Below are 14,878 nucleotides of genomic sequence, written 5' to 3'. Positions count from 1 at the left end.
CATCCGGCGGCTTTTTTCGTTCGGGGCTGATCTCAGCTCAGGCAGCGGACGAGGAAATCGCCGGCCCGCTGAATGTGCCCGCGCAGCAATTCTGCGGCATGGCCGGCATCGCGCCTCGCATAGGCGTCGAACATTTGCCGGTGATCTGTGAGCCATTCATCTCTGGCCCCCGGCAGCTGATCGTAGAGGGCGTTGCAGCGTTCGACCTCGGTGCGCAGCGACATGGCGAGCCGGATCTGGCGCGGTGCAACGGCCGGCTTGTAAAGCTGCATGTGAAAGGCGCGGTCGGTCCTGATCCAATCCGGGGCGGCGGCGGTGCGCTCGGCAAGCTCAAGCGCTTCGCCAAGGGCTTCCATGTCGCTTTGGTCATGAAGGCTTGCCGCGCGTTCGATCAGATCGCACTCCACCAGAATGCGCATGTGAGTAATCTCGCGGATATCCTGCGCCGTCACCTCGATGACGAAGGCACCGCGATTGGGAAAGACGGCAACCAGCCCGTCGCGCTCCAGACGGCGCAAAGCTTCGCGCACGGGGATGCGGCTGACGCCAAAACGCGTGGCAAGATCCTCCTGCCGCAACGGTGCGCCGGGCCTGATGTCTCCGCGCATGATCTCTGCGTTCAGCTGGTCGGCGATGAGGTCGGAGGTCGTGTTCGATCTGAGCATGGTTGCCACATATCACAGGCGCTGATACATGAACACATGTAAACATGTATCCAATCTGGAGATTGATCGTGGATGGGAAGCTGCACAGGTACGAAGTCAACGTGACATGGACGGGAAATGAGGGAACGGGAACCGGCTCGTATCGCGGCTACAGCCGCAATCATGAAGTAACTGCGGGTGCAAAGCCGGCGATCGCGGGTTCGTCAGATCCGGCTTTCCGGGGAGATCCGGCCCGGTGGAACCCGGAAGATCTTCTCGTGGCCTCGCTCTCCGCCTGCCACAAGCTCTGGTATCTCGGGCTTTGCGCGCAGGCGGGCGTAACCGTGCTCTCCTATGAGGATGATGCGCTGGGCGAGATGGTGGAGGAGGCCGATGGCGCCGGTCAGTTCACGTCGGTGATGCTGCGTCCGAAGATCGTGATCGATGCTCAGTCCGACCCGGATGTTGCCGCCGCCCTGCACCACAAGGCGCACGCCATGTGCTTCATTGCCCGATCTGTCAATTTCCCGGTGGGGAACGAGCCCGAGATCACGGTGCAGGCATAGGTTGCGAGCGTCCGTGGCTGATTGGTGAGGACGGGGCGCAGACGAGACTTCCGGTCAGCGACTTCCGGTCAACCGGCGCGCAGGGCAGGCTGCTCTTTCCGTCCTGCTGTCGGGAGACCTACCGGGTGGCGGCATCCTCGGCCATGCCGCGCAGGAAATCCATCAGCTTGTCGGCATTGACGGCGGCGTCGTTCTCGTCACCCTCAAGCACTGACTGGATCAGCGCCACATGCAGTGCGGCGCAGTCGGCCATTCCCACATGCGCGCGGAAGCGGAACCAGCAGCGGCGACTATGCGATTGCAGGGCTGCCGCTGCACGGGATGCGAACATGTTGTCTGCGGCGGTTGCGAGCGCTTCGTTGATCGCCTTGTCAGCAGCGAGGAAGGCAACGACATCGGTGGCCAGAACGGCCTGCTGGATGGCAAGGGCAGCCTCATGGAACCTCCCGGCGATTTCGCGGGTGACGAAGCGTGCCGCCGATCGGGCGAGCAGTTTTTCGATGCCGCGCCGCGCGTCGATGATGCGCAGCCAGTCGCTGCCATAAAGTGGCGTGACCGTGATGCCGGCGCGGGGCCTGATCTCCAGAAGCCCATCCCACGCCAGCCGCTGAACGGCTTCGCGAACGGGCGTGCGGCCGAGGCCGGTTTTCTGGATCAGCGCGCTTTCGGTGACGAAGCTTCCGGGCGCCAGTTCGAGAGTGACGACCATCCGCTCCAGCGCGTTGAAGGCTCTGGTGGTGGCGGGAACTGAGCTGTCGAAAGGTTCGGATATCACGCGCATCTCCATGCTGCGCGAAATCATATATCACCAGTTCATTCTGCAGACCGCCCGCGTCGTCCACAGATATATCTGTCGTATCTCACTGGAAGAACAAGAGGATGCATGGTTTTTCAGAGATCGCGCGCAGGTGAGAACGGCGATGTAATCCTGCAGGGCCGGAGCGTCGTTCTGCTTCACCCAGTTTGCCGAAAGTTGGAAAGTGCGTGCGGGGCAGGCTGGGGGCGGGGTTTCTGGGCGCGAGGGCAAAAAGCGTCTGCGGAGGGCCTGTCATCCCGATCTGCGCCGCCTCCAAGTATCGGTGCTGGTCCGGACAAGAAAAATGACGTCAATTCTTCCGTAGCGGAATTGTGATCAGGTCTGCGTGATGGCGCCGGCCGGCATTTGCGGATGGGACTGTCGCTTCTGAGATTTGCAAGAATCACCTATTATTTACTCCCATGAAGCGGATTCCTTTCCCATAAAGCTGAAAGTGCGCCCAAAACGTCAATGACATTGCGTTGGTCCGATGATAGGTTCCGCCCTGACCTGCCAACAGGATGCACCTCCCGCGATAAGGGGCCGATCTCATCCCAAAGTCGCGTAAAAGAACAAAATTTGGAGTTGCAATCCGGACTTGAAACCGTACCACTAGGGGAACTACGAAAAGGAATGCGCCCGAGCCGGCGACATTCCAGGGGAGCGGCATAATATGCAATATTTCATCCAGCAGCTTATCAACGGGCTGACGCTGGGATCGATTTATGGCCTCATCGCCATCGGCTACACGATGGTCTATGGCATCATCGGCATGATCAACTTCGCACATGGCGATATCTTCATGGTCGGTGCTTTCACGGCTCTGATCGTGTTCCTGATCCTTGGTGCCATGTTCTATTCGGTGCCGGTCGTTGCCGCGCTTCTGATCATGATGATCGTCTCGATGCTGCTGGTCAGCCTTTACAACTGGGTGATCGAAAAGATCGCCTACCGGCCGTTGCGCGGTTCTTTCCGTCTGGCGCCGCTGATCACCGCCATCGGCATGTCGATCGTGCTGTCGAACTTCGTGCAGGTCACGCAGGGTCCGCGCAACAAGCCGATCCCTCCCATGGTCAGCCAAGTCTACAATGTCTATGGCATCTCGATCTCGCTCAAGCAGATCATAATCGTCGTGGTTACAGCCTTGCTGCTGGTCATCTTCTGGTATGTCGTCAACAAGACCGCTCTGGGCCGCGCCCAGCGTGCCTGTGAGCAGGACCGCAAGATGGCGGCGCTTCTGGGCGTCAATGTCGACCGCACCATTTCAATCACCTTCATCATCGGCGCTTCGCTCGCGGCCGTCGCTGGTACCCTGTTCCTGATGTATTACGGCGTGGTGGTCTTCTCGGATGGTTTCGTGCCTGGTGTTAAGGCATTTACCGCGGCAGTGCTCGGCGGGATCGGCTCCATTCCGGGCGCCGTGATCGGCGGCCTCGCCATCGGCTTCATCGAGAGCATCTGGTCGGCCTATTTCTCCATCGACTACAAGGACGTCGCGGCCTTCTCGATCCTTGCCATCGTGCTCATCTTCATGCCCTCCGGCATTCTCGGCCGGCCAGAAGTCGAAAAGGTCTGACCCATGGCCATGGCTGAAACGAAAAACTCCGCTGGCAGCGCCAACATCGCTGCCGGGCTGCGCGAAGCTGTCTATGCAGCGGTGATCGCCTTCTTCATGTTCGTGCTGTTCATTGGCGTGAAGACCGAACAGAACATTCACAACGAACTGGTGCTGGTGACGCGCTGGGGCCTTCTGGCGACCGTGGTGGTGCTGGCTGCTGTCGTGCGCTTCCTTCAGGTCGTCTATCTGATGCCGTTCCTCGCATCGCAGAAGACGGTCGATGTGAAAACCGGCCTTCTGCCCACCAGTGTTGCGCTGCGCGTGTTCAGCAAGCGCAATCTGATCATCGGCGTGGTTGTGGCCGGTGCGCTGCTCCTGTTCGGCAATGCCATCCAGGAGGCCGTCGGCCCTTACTGGGGCGCCTATGTGGGTCTGCTGCGCGCTGCGGCGATCATCTTCGTGATCGCGTGGGGCATCTTCTACTTCCGCAATTTCATCAGCACCTATTCCTATTTGCTCGGCTTCATCCTGCTGGTGCTCTATCCCGTCGTGATGGTGTCGCTGTTTGGCTTCCAGGGCTCGCTGAAATGGGTCGATAATTTCGGCATCCAGATCCTCATCTATGTGATGCTGGCTTGGGGCCTGAACATCGTCGTCGGCCTCGCCGGCCTGCTCGATCTCGGCTATGTCGCCTTCTACGCGGTCGGCGCCTATTCCTATGCGCTGCTCGGCACCCAGTTCGGCTGGTCGTTCTGGATCCTGCTTCCGGCGGCCGGAGCCATGGCGGCGATGTGGGGCATCATCCTCGGCTTTCCGGTGCTGCGCCTGCGCGGCGACTATCTGGCCATCGTCACGCTGGCCTTCGGCGAAATCATCCGCCTGGTGCTGATCAACTGGCGTGAAGTGACCAATGGCGCGGCCGGCATTTCCGGCATCCCGAAGGTCAGCTTCTTCGGCCTGATCTCGTTCAACGTCTCCGACCCGAACTACATCTCGAAGGTGCTCGGCATCGCCCAGTCGGGGTCCTACTACAAGATCTTCCTCTATTACCTGATCCTGGCGCTGTGCTTGCTGACCGGCTACGTCACCATCCGCCTGCGCCGCCTGCCCGTGGGGCGTGCGTGGGAAGCGCTGCGCGAGGATGAAATCGCCTGCCGCTCGCTCGGCATCAACACCACCACCACCAAGCTCACCGCCTTCGCCATCGGCGCCATGTTCGGCGGCTTCGCCGGCTCCTTCTTCGCTGCGCGGCAGGGGTTCGTCAGCCCGGAATCCTTCATCTTCCTGGAATCGGCGATCATCCTCGCCATCGTGGTTCTGGGCGGCATGGGATCGCTCGGCGGCATCGCGGTCGCGGCGGCCGTCATGGTAGGCGGCACCGAGATCCTGCGTGAAATGCAGTTCCTCAAGCAGATCTTCGGACCGGATTTCACGCCTGAACTTTATCGCATGCTGCTGTTCGGCGCGGCGATGGTGATCGTCATGGTGTGGAAACCGCGCGGGTTTGTCGGCAGTCGCGAGCCGACAGCCTTCCTGAAGGAGAGCAAAGCCGTCTCGGGCTCGTTTACGAAGGAAGGGCACGGCTGATGAGCGCGACGATCACCACAGAGATGCCGATCCTGCGTGTCGAGCATCTGTCGATGAAGTTCGGTGGCCTCGTGGCCATCGGTGACCTGTCCTTCGACGTCAGGCGCGGCGAGATCACGGCGCTGATCGGCCCCAACGGGGCCGGCAAGACCACCGTGTTCAACTGCATCACCGGCTTCTACAAGCCGACCGAAGGCATGATCCGCTTCACCGGGCGCGAGGGCAACGAGTTCCTGCTTGAGCGTCTGCCGGATTTCCAGATCACGGCGAAGGCCAAGGTGGCCCGCACCTTCCAGAACATCCGCCTGTTCTCGGGCATGACGGTTCTGGAAAATCTGCTCGTGGCCCAGCACAACAAGCTGATGAAGGCCTCCGGCTACACCATTCTGGGGCTGCTGGGCATCGGCGGCTATCCAAAGGCCGCCGCCGAATCGATCGAGAAGGCGAAGCACTGGCTTGAGAAGGCCGACCTGACCGATCGGGCCGACGATCCTGCCGGCGACCTGCCCTATGGCGCGCAGCGCCGGCTGGAGATCGCGCGGGCCATGTGCACCGATCCGGAGCTGCTGTGCCTCGACGAGCCGGCTGCAGGCCTCAACCCGAAGGAGTCGCTGGCGCTCAACGCCCTTCTCAACGACATCAAGGCCAATACCGGCACCTCGATCCTGCTGATCGAGCACGACATGTCGGTGGTCATGGAGATTTCAGACCATATCGTCGTGCTGGAATATGGCCGCAAGATTTCCGACGGCACGCCGGAAGAGGTGCGCACGGATCCGCGCGTCATCGCAGCCTATCTCGGCGTTGACGACGAGGAGGTCGAGGAGGTGCTGATCGAGGTCGGTGACGAGGACGTCATCGAGCAGCTCGATACCGGCCCCGATGCCGATCACGGCCCGGAGGCGTCGTCCTCCATGCTGGCCGGCCCGGTGAACGATACCGTGGTGCATGGCAATGGCGAGCGGGTCACGGTCGAGAAGGGCGCCGGCAAGGCCGCTCAGGTGAAGCCGCAGCAGGCTGTCAGCAGCCCTGCCGCGCGCAAGCCGGCCGCGAAGGCGGCGAAAGCGAAAGCCGAACCGGCCCCGAAGGCCGCAACGCCTGCAAAGCCGGCAGGCGCGGCAAAAGCCGCGAAGGCAAGCCCCGCCTCAAAGGCCGCTCCCGCCAGTGAAAAGCCGACCCCGGCTGCCGATAAAGGCAAGGAGGCAGGCATCTCAAACCGCCTTCCGGCAGCGCGCGGCGGCAAGGCGGACGATCTCCAGCTGATCAAGGGGATCGGACCGGTCAACGAGAAGAAGCTCAACGCCCACGGCATCTATCATTTCGATCAGATCGCAGCCTGGAAGAAGGCCGACATCGCCGCCGCTGAAGCCTATCTGGCCTTCGACGGGCGCATCGCCCGCGAAGACTGGATCAGTCAGGCGAAGGTTCTCGCACGCAAGGCTGCATCCGCACCGGCAACCAGGCGCGGAGGGCGCAAATAATGTCCACAGCACCGCTTCTCGATGTCAGGAATGTCGAGACCTTCTACGGCAATATTCAGGCGCTCGGCGGCGTCGACGTCAGCGTTCAGCAGGGTGAGATCGTTGCGCTCATCGGCGCCAATGGTGCCGGCAAGTCGACCCTGATGATGACTATTTTCGGCACGCCGCGGGCAAGTTCGGGCAGCATCATCTTCGCGGGCACCGATATCACGCGCCTCCCCACGCATGAGATCGCACGGCTGCGTATTGCGCAGTCGCCGGAAGGCCGCCGCATTTTCCCGCGCATGACGGTGCTGGAAAATCTTCAGATGGGTGCCAGCCTCGATAACCTCAAATATTTCGATGAGGACGTGGAAAAGGTCTTTACCCTGTTCCCGCGCCTGAAGGAGCGTATCGCTCAGCGTGGCGGCACTCTGTCGGGTGGCGAACAGCAGATGCTGTCGATCGGGCGCGCACTGATGGCGCGGCCGAAGCTCCTGCTGCTGGATGAGCCTTCCCTTGGCCTTGCGCCGCTGATCGTGAAGCAGATTTTCGATGCGATCCGCGAACTCAACCGGACCGAGGGCCTGACGGTGTTTCTGGTCGAGCAAAACGCCTTCGCCGCGCTCAAGCTCGCCCATCGCGGTTACGTGCTGGTCAACGGAAAGGTGACGATGAGCGGCAGCGGCAAGGATCTGCTGGCCGATCCGGAGGTGCGCGCCGCCTATCTGGAGGGCGGGCGCCACTAAAGCATGTCGTCCGAAAGCGGGAACCGGTTTCGGGACAAAGACATGCGTGAAAACAGGGACTTAAAGCGTAAGGAGCGGATCTGCTGGATCGCGATGCGCTTTAAGGCAATTCCGGCAGAAGCGCGCAGCGTTTTGCGGTCCGGAATTGAGAGAAACAAGGGGTGGAGCGTTTCTGCGAGTATCAGAAATGCTCCGAGCCGGGATCGGAATGCCGGAGCTCCGGCATTCTGCGGAAACCGGAAGTTTGAACTGCGACCGGAGCCGGCGGGGCTCCGGCAGAGTGCGGAGACATGATCATGCAGGGCATTCTCTACGAGGAACCCTCAATCTGGCAGTTCTTCTTCGTCACCTGTCTGCTGGGTGGCTGGGCGGCCTGGATGACCGGGCGCGCCTGCGCGCAGACTTGGCGGCCGCAACTGGCGCTGTTCTTCTATCTGCTTGGGCTGGGGCTTGCCGTTCGCTTCATCCATCATGCGCTGTTCAACGGCACGATGTTCAGCCTGCAATATTATGGCGTCGACACCATCATATTGATGGTGCTGGGCTTTCTTGGTTATCGCTATACGCGAACCAACCAGATGGTGACGCAATATGGCTGGCTCTATGAAAAGGCATCGCCGCTGAGCTGGCGCTCGAAAGACCAGGCCCAATAGGCGAACAGGACGGGCGGATGCAGCAAAGATCCATGCAGGTTCCGGCAAAGCGGCGCTTCAGGGCACCGGGCCGGAGCATGCAGGATGTCTGTCGCTGGCCGTCTGTCTTCATTGTTCCGGCGACAAGTCGTTGCAAGATGAATCAACGTGACAACTGCCTTGAAATAGGCAAGGTTGGCTTTCTGCGAGATGGGTGGGTATCGCACGAAAGTATAACTGTCGCCCACTCTGAAAAAATGGGAGCGTTTAAATGAAGAAGTCACTCTTGTCCGCAGTATCGCTTGGTGCGCTGCTGGTGTTCAGCGGTTCCGCCTGGGCTGACGTGCTGCTGGGCATCGGCGCGCCGATCACCGGTCCGAATGCTGCTTTCGGCGCTCAGATTCAAAGGGGTACCGAGCAGGCGGTAGCTGACATCAACGCCGCCGGCGGCATCAATGGCGAGCAGATCAAGGTGTCGATCGGCGACGACGTCTCCGATCCCAAGCAGGGCATTTCGGTTGCCAACAAGTTCGTTGCCGATGGCGTGAAATTCGTCGTCGGCCACTTCAACTCGGGCGTCGCTATCCCGGCGTCGGAAGTCTATGCCGAAAACGGCATCCTCGAAGTCACGCCGGCAGCGACCAATCCGGTCTTCACCGAGCGCGGCCTGTGGAACACGATCCGCGTCTGCGGCCGTGACGACCAGCAGGGCGAGGTTGCCGGTGCCTATATCGCGGAGCACTACAAGGACGCCAAGGTTGCCGTCATCCACGACAAGACCCCTTACGGACAGGGCCTTGCCGACGAGACCAAGAAAGCACTCAACGGAGCCGGCCTGACTGAGGTGCTCTATGAAGGCGTCAATGCCGGCGACAAGGACTTCTCGGCCCTCATCGCCAAGATGAAGGAAGCCGGCGTAACCCTCATCTACTGGGGCGGGCTGCACACCGAGGCCGGCCTGATCATCCGTCAGGCCGCAGATCAGGGCCTGAAGGTGCCGCTGTTCTCCGGCGACGGTATCGTTTCCAACGAGCTGGCCTCGATTGCCGGCGACGCGGTGCAGGGCACCCTGAACACCTTCGGCCCCGACCCGCGCAAGAACCCCGCCGCCGCGGAAGTGGTGGAGAAGTTCCGTGCCGCCGGCTTCGAGCCGGAAGCCTACACGCTCTATGCCTATGCCTCGACCCAGATCATCGCGCAGGCTGCTGCGGCTGCCGGCTCGAACGATCCTCAGGAAGTCGCCAAGGCGATCAAGGAAAAGGGTCCGTTCAAGACCGTTCTGGGCGAACTCTCCTTCAACGAAAAGGGCGACCGCACCGACGCCGACTATGTCGTCTACGAATGGCGCAAGGCGGACGACGGCAAGTACAACTACTTCCAGCTCGACTAAGGCATTTCGCCAGCCGGACGGCATCGTCCGGCTGGCGTAAATGCGACCGGAGCGGGCTTGTCGCCTGACGAACAAAGGCCCGGCGTCCTGCGCCGGGCCTTTTTGCCTGTTTCGGGCATTTAGCGCCTCACGCCGCGTCATTCCCGGTTGCGCCGCAGCATTTTCACGCTAATCATTCGCGCGCCTTCTTCCAGACAGCGGAGTATCCCATTGGCCATCACGAAGATTCTCGTCGCCAACCGGTCTGAAATCGCCATCCGCGTGTTCCGCGCGGCCAATGAGCTGGGCCTTAAAACCGTGGCCATCTGGGCGGAAGAAGACAAATATGCCCTGCACCGGTTCAAGGCGGACGAGAGCTATCAGGTCGGGCGCGGACCGCATCTTGCGCGCGATCTGGGGCCCATTGAAAGCTATCTGTCGATCGAAGAAGTGCTGCGCGTCGCGAAGCTTTCGGGCGCCGACGCCATCCATCCGGGCTACGGCCTGCTTTCTGAAAGCCCGGAATTCGTCGAAGCCTGCGAGGCGGCCGGCATCACCTTCATCGGCCCGAAGCCGGCTACAATGCGCCGTCTTGGCAACAAGGTCGATGCGCGCAACCTCGCCATCGAGGTCGGCGTGCCGGTCATCCCGGCCACCGAACCGCTGCCCGACGACATCGAGGCGGTGAAGAAGCTTGCCGCCGAGATCGGCTACCCGCTGATGCTCAAGGCCTCATGGGGCGGCGGCGGGCGCGGCATGCGCGTCATCCGCTCGGAGGCCGATCTGGCCCGCGAGGTCATGGAAGGCAAGCGCGAGGCCAGGGCCGCCTTCGGCAAGGATGAGGTCTATCTCGAAAAGCTGATCGAACGCGCACGCCATGTCGAGGTGCAGATTCTGGGCGACACCCATGGCAATGCGGTACATCTGTTCGAGCGCGACTGCTCGATCCAGCGCCGCAATCAGAAGGTCGTGGAACGTGCGCCCGCCCCCTATCTCAGCGACGAGCTGCGGCAGGAGCTGTGCGGCCATGCACTGAAGATCGCGCATGAGACCGACTATATCGGCGCCGGCACCGTCGAGTTCCTGCAGGATGCGGACACCGGAAAATTCTACTTCATCGAGGTCAATCCGCGCATTCAGGTCGAGCACACGGTGACGGAAGAGGTCACCGGCATCGACATCGTCAAGGCGCAGATCCACATTCTCGACGGTCATGCCATCGGCACGCCGGAATCGGGCGTGCCGGCCCAGCAGGACATCCGCCTGCAGGGCCACGCCCTTCAGTGCCGCATCACCACGGAAGACCCCGAGCAGCACTTCATTCCTGACTATGGCCGCATCACCGGCTATCGCTCGGCCGCCGGCTTCGGCATCCGTCTCGATGGCGGCACGGCTTATTCGGGCGCCATCATCACCCGCTTCTACGATCCGCTTCTGGTCAAGGTCACGGCCTCTGGACGCACGCCTGAGGAGGCGCTGAGCCGCATGCACCGCGCGTTGCGCGAGTTCCGCATCCGCGGCGTTGCCACCAATCTCACCTTCCTCGAAGCCATCATCACGCATCCGAAATTCCGGGACAATTCCTACACCACCAGGTTCATCGACACGACGCCGGAACTGTTCACGCAGGTGCGGCGGCAGGACCGCGCTTCCAAGCTGCTCACCTATCTGGCCGATGTCAGCGTCAACGGTCATCCCGAGACGCGCGGCCGGCCGGCGCCGAAGCAGGATGCCGCAGCTCCGCTGGTGCCGTGGTTCACCGGCCCGATCCCGGACGGCACCAGGCAAAGGCTGGATGCGCTCGGGCCGGAAGGCTTTGCGAAATGGATGCGTGACCGGAAAGAGGTCCTGATCACCGACACAACCATGCGCGACGGCCACCAGTCGCTGCTGGCGACGCGCGTGCGCACCCATGACATCGCCCGCATCGCCGGCACCTATGCGCGCGCCCTGCCGCAGCTCCTGTCGCTGGAATGCTGGGGCGGCGCCACCTTCGACGTCGCCATGCGCTTCCTCACCGAAGACCCGTGGGAGCGGCTGGCGCTGGTCCGCGAGGCGGCCCCCAACATCCTTCTGCAGATGCTGCTGCGCGGCGCCAACGGCGTCGGCTACACCAATTATCCCGACAATGTCGTCCAGCATTTCGTGAGCCAAGCGGCCCAAGGCGGCGTCGACCTGTTCCGTGTCTTCGACTGCCTGAACTGGGTCGAGAACATGCGCGTCGCCATGGATGCCGTGATCGCAGAGGGCAAGCTGTGCGAAGCGGCCATGTGCTACACGGGCGACATTCTCGATCCGTCCCGCGCCAAATACGACCTGAAATATTATGTGTCGCTCGCCAAGGAGCTTGAGGCGGCGGGCGCGCACATCATCGCGGTCAAGGACATGGCCGGCCTTCTGAAGCCGGCCGCGGCGCGTGTTCTGTTCAGGGCGCTGCGCGAGGAGACGGACCTGCCCATCCATTTCCACACGCACGACACATCCGGCCTGTCGGCCGCGACCGTGCTGGCGGCGGTGGAGGCGGGCGTCGATGCCGTCGAGGCGGCGATGGACGCGTTTTCCGGCAACACCTCGCAGCCCTGCCTCGGCTCCATCGTCGAGGCGCTGAAGGGCAGCGAGCGCGACCCAGGGCTGGATTCGGAGTGGATTCGCAAGATCTCCTTCTACTGGGAGGCCGTGCGCAACCAGTATGCGGCCTTCGAGAGCGACCTCAAGGGACCTGCCTCGGAAGTCTACCTGCATGAGATGCCGGGCGGCCAGTTCACCAACCTCAAGGAGCAGGCCCGTTCGCTCGGCCTTGAAACCCGCTGGCACGAGGTGGCGCAGGCCTATCACGACGTCAACCTGATGTTCGGCGACATCGTCAAGGTCACGCCGTCCTCCAAGGTGGTGGGCGACATGGCGCTGATGATGGTCAGCCAGGATCTGACCGTCGCCGATGTCGAGAACCCGGATCGCGACATCGCCTTCCCGGATTCCGTGGTGTCGATGCTGCGCGGTGATCTCGGCCAGTCGCCGGGCGGCTGGCCACAGGCGCTGCAGAAGAAGGCGCTGAAGGGTGCAAGGCCGATCACCGTGCGGCCGGGCTCGCTGCTGGACGCGGCCGATCTGTCTGCTGGCAGGAAGGAGGCCGAGGAGAAGATCGGGCGCACGCTGTCGGAACCCGAATTCGCCTCGTGGCTGATGTATCCGAAGGTATTCTCCGACTTCGCCGCCGCACAGGAAACCTATGGGCCCGTCTCGGTGCTGCCGACGCCGAACTATTTCTACGGCATGAAGCCGGAGGACGAGATTTTCGTCGACATCGAGAAGGGAAAGACGCTGGTGATCCGCTGCCTTGCCGTCGGTGATGTCGATGAAAACGGCATGGTCACGGTGTTCTTCGAACTCAATGGCCAGCCGCGCCGCGTGAAGGTGCCGGACCGCGCCCATGGCGCTTCGGCCGCCAGGGCGCGGCGCAAGGCCGAACCCGGCAACGAGGCGCATGTGGCCGCTCCGATGCCCGGCGTGGTCTCCACGGTCTCGGTGACGGCCGGGCAGAGCGTCAGGGCCGGCGACGTGCTCGTATCCATCGAGGCGATGAAGATGGAGACGGCGCTGCATGCCGAGCGCGACGGCACCGTGGCCGAGCTTCTGGTGCGGCCCGGCGACCAGATCGACGCCAAGGACCTGCTCATCGTTTTCGAGTGAGTGTCAGCAGATCGTTTGCGGGGCCTGAGGGGCCCCACAAACTGCTTGACCCGTCCGAGCCTGTCGGGCATCGAACCGGGCTGAATTTGCGGCCGGGCTTGCGAGTCGCCGCCACCAACCGGAAAAGATACGGAGAACATCATGGCCGACGAGATCACCGAAACCAGCAATACCGTGGCCGCCGGCCAGCTGCGGGCCTTCATCGAGCGCATCGAGCGTCTTGAGGAGGAGAAGAAGACCATCGCCGACGATATCAAGGAAGTGTTCGCCGAGGCCAAGGGCACCGGCTTCGACACCAAGGCGATGCGCACCATCATCCGCCTGCGCAAGAAGGATCAGGCCGAGCGCGAGGAGGAGGAATCGATCCTCGACCTCTACAAGGCCGCTCTCGGCATGGTGTGATCGGAACCCGCCGCTTCCCAAAAGAAAATCGCCCCGAAGCAGCACTTCGGGGCGATTTCTTTTTGAAGGGTATCCTTGCTTAGGCAGCCTGCTTCTTCGGCTGGATGAGCCCGCGCGCCACCAGCAGTTCGGCGATCTGCACGGTGTTGAGGGCCGCGCCCTTGCGCAGATTGTCCGACACGATCCACAGGTTCAGGCCGTTGTCGATGGTGGAGTCCTCGCGGATGCGGGAGATGTAGGTGGCATCCTCGCCAGCACTCTCGATCGGCGTGATGTAGCCGCCGTCCTCATGCTTGTCGATGACCAGGCAGCCCGGCGCCTCGCGCAGGATGTCGCGGGCCTCGTCGGCGGTGATCGGCTTTTCGAATTCGAGGTTTACGGCTTCCGAATGGCCGATGAACACCGGCACGCGCACGCAGGTGGCGGTGACCTTGATCTTCGGGTCGAGCATCTTCTTGGTTTCGGCCACCATCTTCCATTCTTCCTTGGTGGTGCCGTCTTCCATGAACACGTCGATGTGCGGGATGACGTTGAAAGCAATGCGCTTGGTGAACTTCTTGGCCTCAACCGGATCGGCCACGAACACGGCGCGGGTCTGCGTGAACAGTTCGTCCATGCCTTCCTTGCCGGCGCCCGACACGGACTGGTAGGTCGAGACAACGACGCGCCTGATGGTCGCTGCATCATGCAGCGGCTTCAGCGCCACCAGCATCTGAGCCGTCGAGCAGTTGGGGTTGGCGATGATGTTCTTCTTCGTGAAGCCCTCGATGGCGTCGGGGTTCACTTCCGGCACGATCAGCGGCACGTCCGGATCGGTGCGGAAAGCGGAGGAATTATCGATGACGACGCAGCCCTGCTTGCCGATCTTCGGCGACCATTCCTTGGAGACGTTGCCGCCGGCGGACATCAGGGCGATGTCGGTGTCGGAAAAATCGTAGGTTTCGAGCGCCTTCACCTTCAGCGTCCTGTCGCCGAAGGACACTTCGGTGCCCTGGCTGCGGCGCGAGGCAAGCGCCACGACTTCGCTGACCGGAAAACCGCGCTCTTCCAGAATGTTGAGCATTTCGCGACCCACATTGCCCGTGGCGCCGACAACCGCAACCTTGAAGCCCATCGAAATCTATCTCCTGTCGCTCTCCGCTTGTTTTGCTTGGAGAAACCCGCCGGCCATTCGCGGGTCCCGCCTCCCTCGGGCCGGACCCGGGGAGAGGGCGAGCAGGCCAAGGGAGGTCAGACCGTGGTGGCGGTCGTTTTTTTGGCCGAGGTTTTGGTCGAAAGCAGCGACGCGATCATGCGCCCGGCGGGAGCCGGGGTCTCGCGGCTGAAAAGACCGCGTGCGAGAAGAGCCATGGTAAGGCCGCGCATGGTGGAAACGTCCTGTTCGGTGGCGCTTTTACGCGTTTTGCGTCAAGAGTCAATTGCGCG

The 14,878-nt window shown here is 62.2% G+C and carries 13 protein-coding genes; 9 read left to right on the top strand and 4 right to left on the bottom strand.

Translation table 11 applies throughout. The annotated features are described in order from the left end of the window. Positions 1-32 precede the first annotated feature (32 nt). Positions 33-665, bottom strand: a complete 633-nt coding sequence (locus AC5XE7_RS07145; protein ID WP_495365429.1) for a GntR family transcriptional regulator — start codon at positions 663-665, stop codon at positions 33-35. Positions 666-733: 68 nt separating this feature from the next. Between AC5XE7_RS07145 and AC5XE7_RS07140 the strand changes: the two genes are divergently transcribed. Continuing rightward, the gene (locus tag AC5XE7_RS07140) at positions 734-1,210 is read left to right on the top strand and encodes an OsmC family protein (protein WP_495365428.1); all 477 of its coding nucleotides are present in this window, start codon (positions 734-736) and stop codon (positions 1,208-1,210) included. Positions 1,211-1,328: 118 nt separating this feature from the next. Here AC5XE7_RS07140 and AC5XE7_RS07135 read toward each other — a convergent pair whose 3' ends face one another. Further along, positions 1,329-1,991 carry a GntR family transcriptional regulator gene (locus AC5XE7_RS07135; RefSeq protein WP_495365427.1) on the bottom strand — a complete coding sequence of 221 codons (663 nt, stop codon included), beginning with the start codon at positions 1,989-1,991 and terminating at the stop codon, positions 1,329-1,331. A gap of 688 nt (positions 1,992-2,679) precedes the next feature. Between AC5XE7_RS07135 and AC5XE7_RS07130 the strand changes: the two genes are divergently transcribed. The 8 genes from AC5XE7_RS07130 to AC5XE7_RS07095 all read left to right on the top strand — a co-directional run bounded on the left by AC5XE7_RS07130 (position 2,680) and on the right by AC5XE7_RS07095 (position 13,453). After that, the gene (locus AC5XE7_RS07130; protein ID WP_183825519.1) at positions 2,680-3,582 is read left to right on the top strand and encodes a branched-chain amino acid ABC transporter permease; all 903 of its coding nucleotides are present in this window, start codon (positions 2,680-2,682) and stop codon (positions 3,580-3,582) included. Between the two features lie 9 nt (positions 3,583-3,591). Further along, positions 3,592-5,151 (top strand): high-affinity branched-chain amino acid ABC transporter permease LivM, encoded by a 1,560-nt coding sequence (livM, locus tag AC5XE7_RS07125; protein WP_495365426.1) that lies wholly within the window; start codon positions 3,592-3,594, stop codon positions 5,149-5,151. After that, entirely contained in the window at positions 5,151-6,632 is a 1,482-nt protein-coding gene (locus AC5XE7_RS07120; protein ID WP_495365425.1) for an ATP-binding cassette domain-containing protein, read from the top strand. Before livM ends, AC5XE7_RS07120 begins: the two co-directional genes overlap by 1 nt. After that, positions 6,632-7,360, top strand: a complete 729-nt coding sequence (locus AC5XE7_RS07115; RefSeq protein ID WP_183825510.1) for an ABC transporter ATP-binding protein — start codon at positions 6,632-6,634, stop codon at positions 7,358-7,360. Before AC5XE7_RS07120 ends, AC5XE7_RS07115 begins: the two co-directional genes overlap by 1 nt. Positions 7,361-7,656: 296 nt before the next feature. Next, a complete protein-coding gene (locus AC5XE7_RS07110; protein WP_183825507.1) occupies positions 7,657-8,013 on the top strand; it encodes a DUF6867 family protein in 357 nt (118 codons plus the stop codon). A gap of 250 nt (positions 8,014-8,263) precedes the next feature. Beyond that, positions 8,264-9,382, top strand: coding sequence for a branched-chain amino acid ABC transporter substrate-binding protein (locus tag AC5XE7_RS07105; RefSeq protein ID WP_239799972.1), 1,119 nt, complete (start codon positions 8,264-8,266; stop codon positions 9,380-9,382). A gap of 210 nt (positions 9,383-9,592) precedes the next feature. Then, positions 9,593-13,051, top strand: a complete 3,459-nt coding sequence (gene pyc / locus AC5XE7_RS07100; RefSeq protein ID WP_495365424.1) for a pyruvate carboxylase — start codon at positions 9,593-9,595, stop codon at positions 13,049-13,051. A 141-nt stretch (positions 13,052-13,192) separates the two neighbouring features. Continuing rightward, the gene (locus AC5XE7_RS07095) at positions 13,193-13,453 is read left to right on the top strand and encodes a DUF2312 domain-containing protein (protein ID WP_183825499.1); all 261 of its coding nucleotides are present in this window, start codon (positions 13,193-13,195) and stop codon (positions 13,451-13,453) included. A 79-nt stretch (positions 13,454-13,532) separates the two neighbouring features. Here AC5XE7_RS07095 and AC5XE7_RS07090 read toward each other — a convergent pair whose 3' ends face one another. Both AC5XE7_RS07090 and AC5XE7_RS07085 read right to left on the bottom strand, forming a co-directional pair. Next, entirely contained in the window at positions 13,533-14,567 is a 1,035-nt protein-coding gene (locus AC5XE7_RS07090) for an aspartate-semialdehyde dehydrogenase (protein ID WP_495365423.1), read from the bottom strand. A 116-nt stretch (positions 14,568-14,683) separates the two neighbouring features. Continuing rightward, entirely contained in the window at positions 14,684-14,818 is a 135-nt protein-coding gene (locus tag AC5XE7_RS07085) for a hypothetical protein (protein ID WP_495365422.1), read from the bottom strand. Between the last annotated feature and the right edge of the window lie 60 nt (positions 14,819-14,878).

It is taken from the genome of Aquamicrobium sp. YD-1-mutant5, from assembly GCF_059509755.1.
The sequence above is the reverse complement of the archived record's forward strand: the minus strand, read 5'-3'. Positions and strand labels throughout refer to the sequence as shown.

Bases quoted from the DNA above. Each gene is read 5' to 3' on its own strand.
- AC5XE7_RS07145 (WP_495365429.1), bottom strand. From the start codon at position 665: ATGCTCAGATCGAACACGACCTCCGACCTCATCGCCGACCAGCTGAAC.
- AC5XE7_RS07120 (WP_495365425.1), top strand. From the start codon at position 5,151: ATGAGCGCGACGATCACCACAGAGATGCCGATCCTGCGTGTCGAGCAT.
- AC5XE7_RS07095 (WP_183825499.1), top strand. From the start codon at position 13,193: ATGGCCGACGAGATCACCGAAACCAGCAATACCGTGGCCGCCGGCCAG.
- livM (WP_495365426.1), top strand. From the start codon at position 3,592: ATGGCTGAAACGAAAAACTCCGCTGGCAGCGCCAACATCGCTGCCGGG.
- AC5XE7_RS07105 (WP_239799972.1), top strand. From the start codon at position 8,264: ATGAAGAAGTCACTCTTGTCCGCAGTATCGCTTGGTGCGCTGCTGGTG.
- AC5XE7_RS07110 (WP_183825507.1), top strand. From the start codon at position 7,657: ATGCAGGGCATTCTCTACGAGGAACCCTCAATCTGGCAGTTCTTCTTC.
- AC5XE7_RS07135 (WP_495365427.1), bottom strand. From the start codon at position 1,991: ATGCGCGTGATATCCGAACCTTTCGACAGCTCAGTTCCCGCCACCACC.
- AC5XE7_RS07085 (WP_495365422.1), bottom strand. From the start codon at position 14,818: ATGCGCGGCCTTACCATGGCTCTTCTCGCACGCGGTCTTTTCAGCCGC.
- AC5XE7_RS07130 (WP_183825519.1), top strand. From the start codon at position 2,680: ATGCAATATTTCATCCAGCAGCTTATCAACGGGCTGACGCTGGGATCG.
- AC5XE7_RS07090 (WP_495365423.1), bottom strand. From the start codon at position 14,567: ATGGGCTTCAAGGTTGCGGTTGTCGGCGCCACGGGCAATGTGGGTCGC.
- AC5XE7_RS07115 (WP_183825510.1), top strand. From the start codon at position 6,632: ATGTCCACAGCACCGCTTCTCGATGTCAGGAATGTCGAGACCTTCTAC.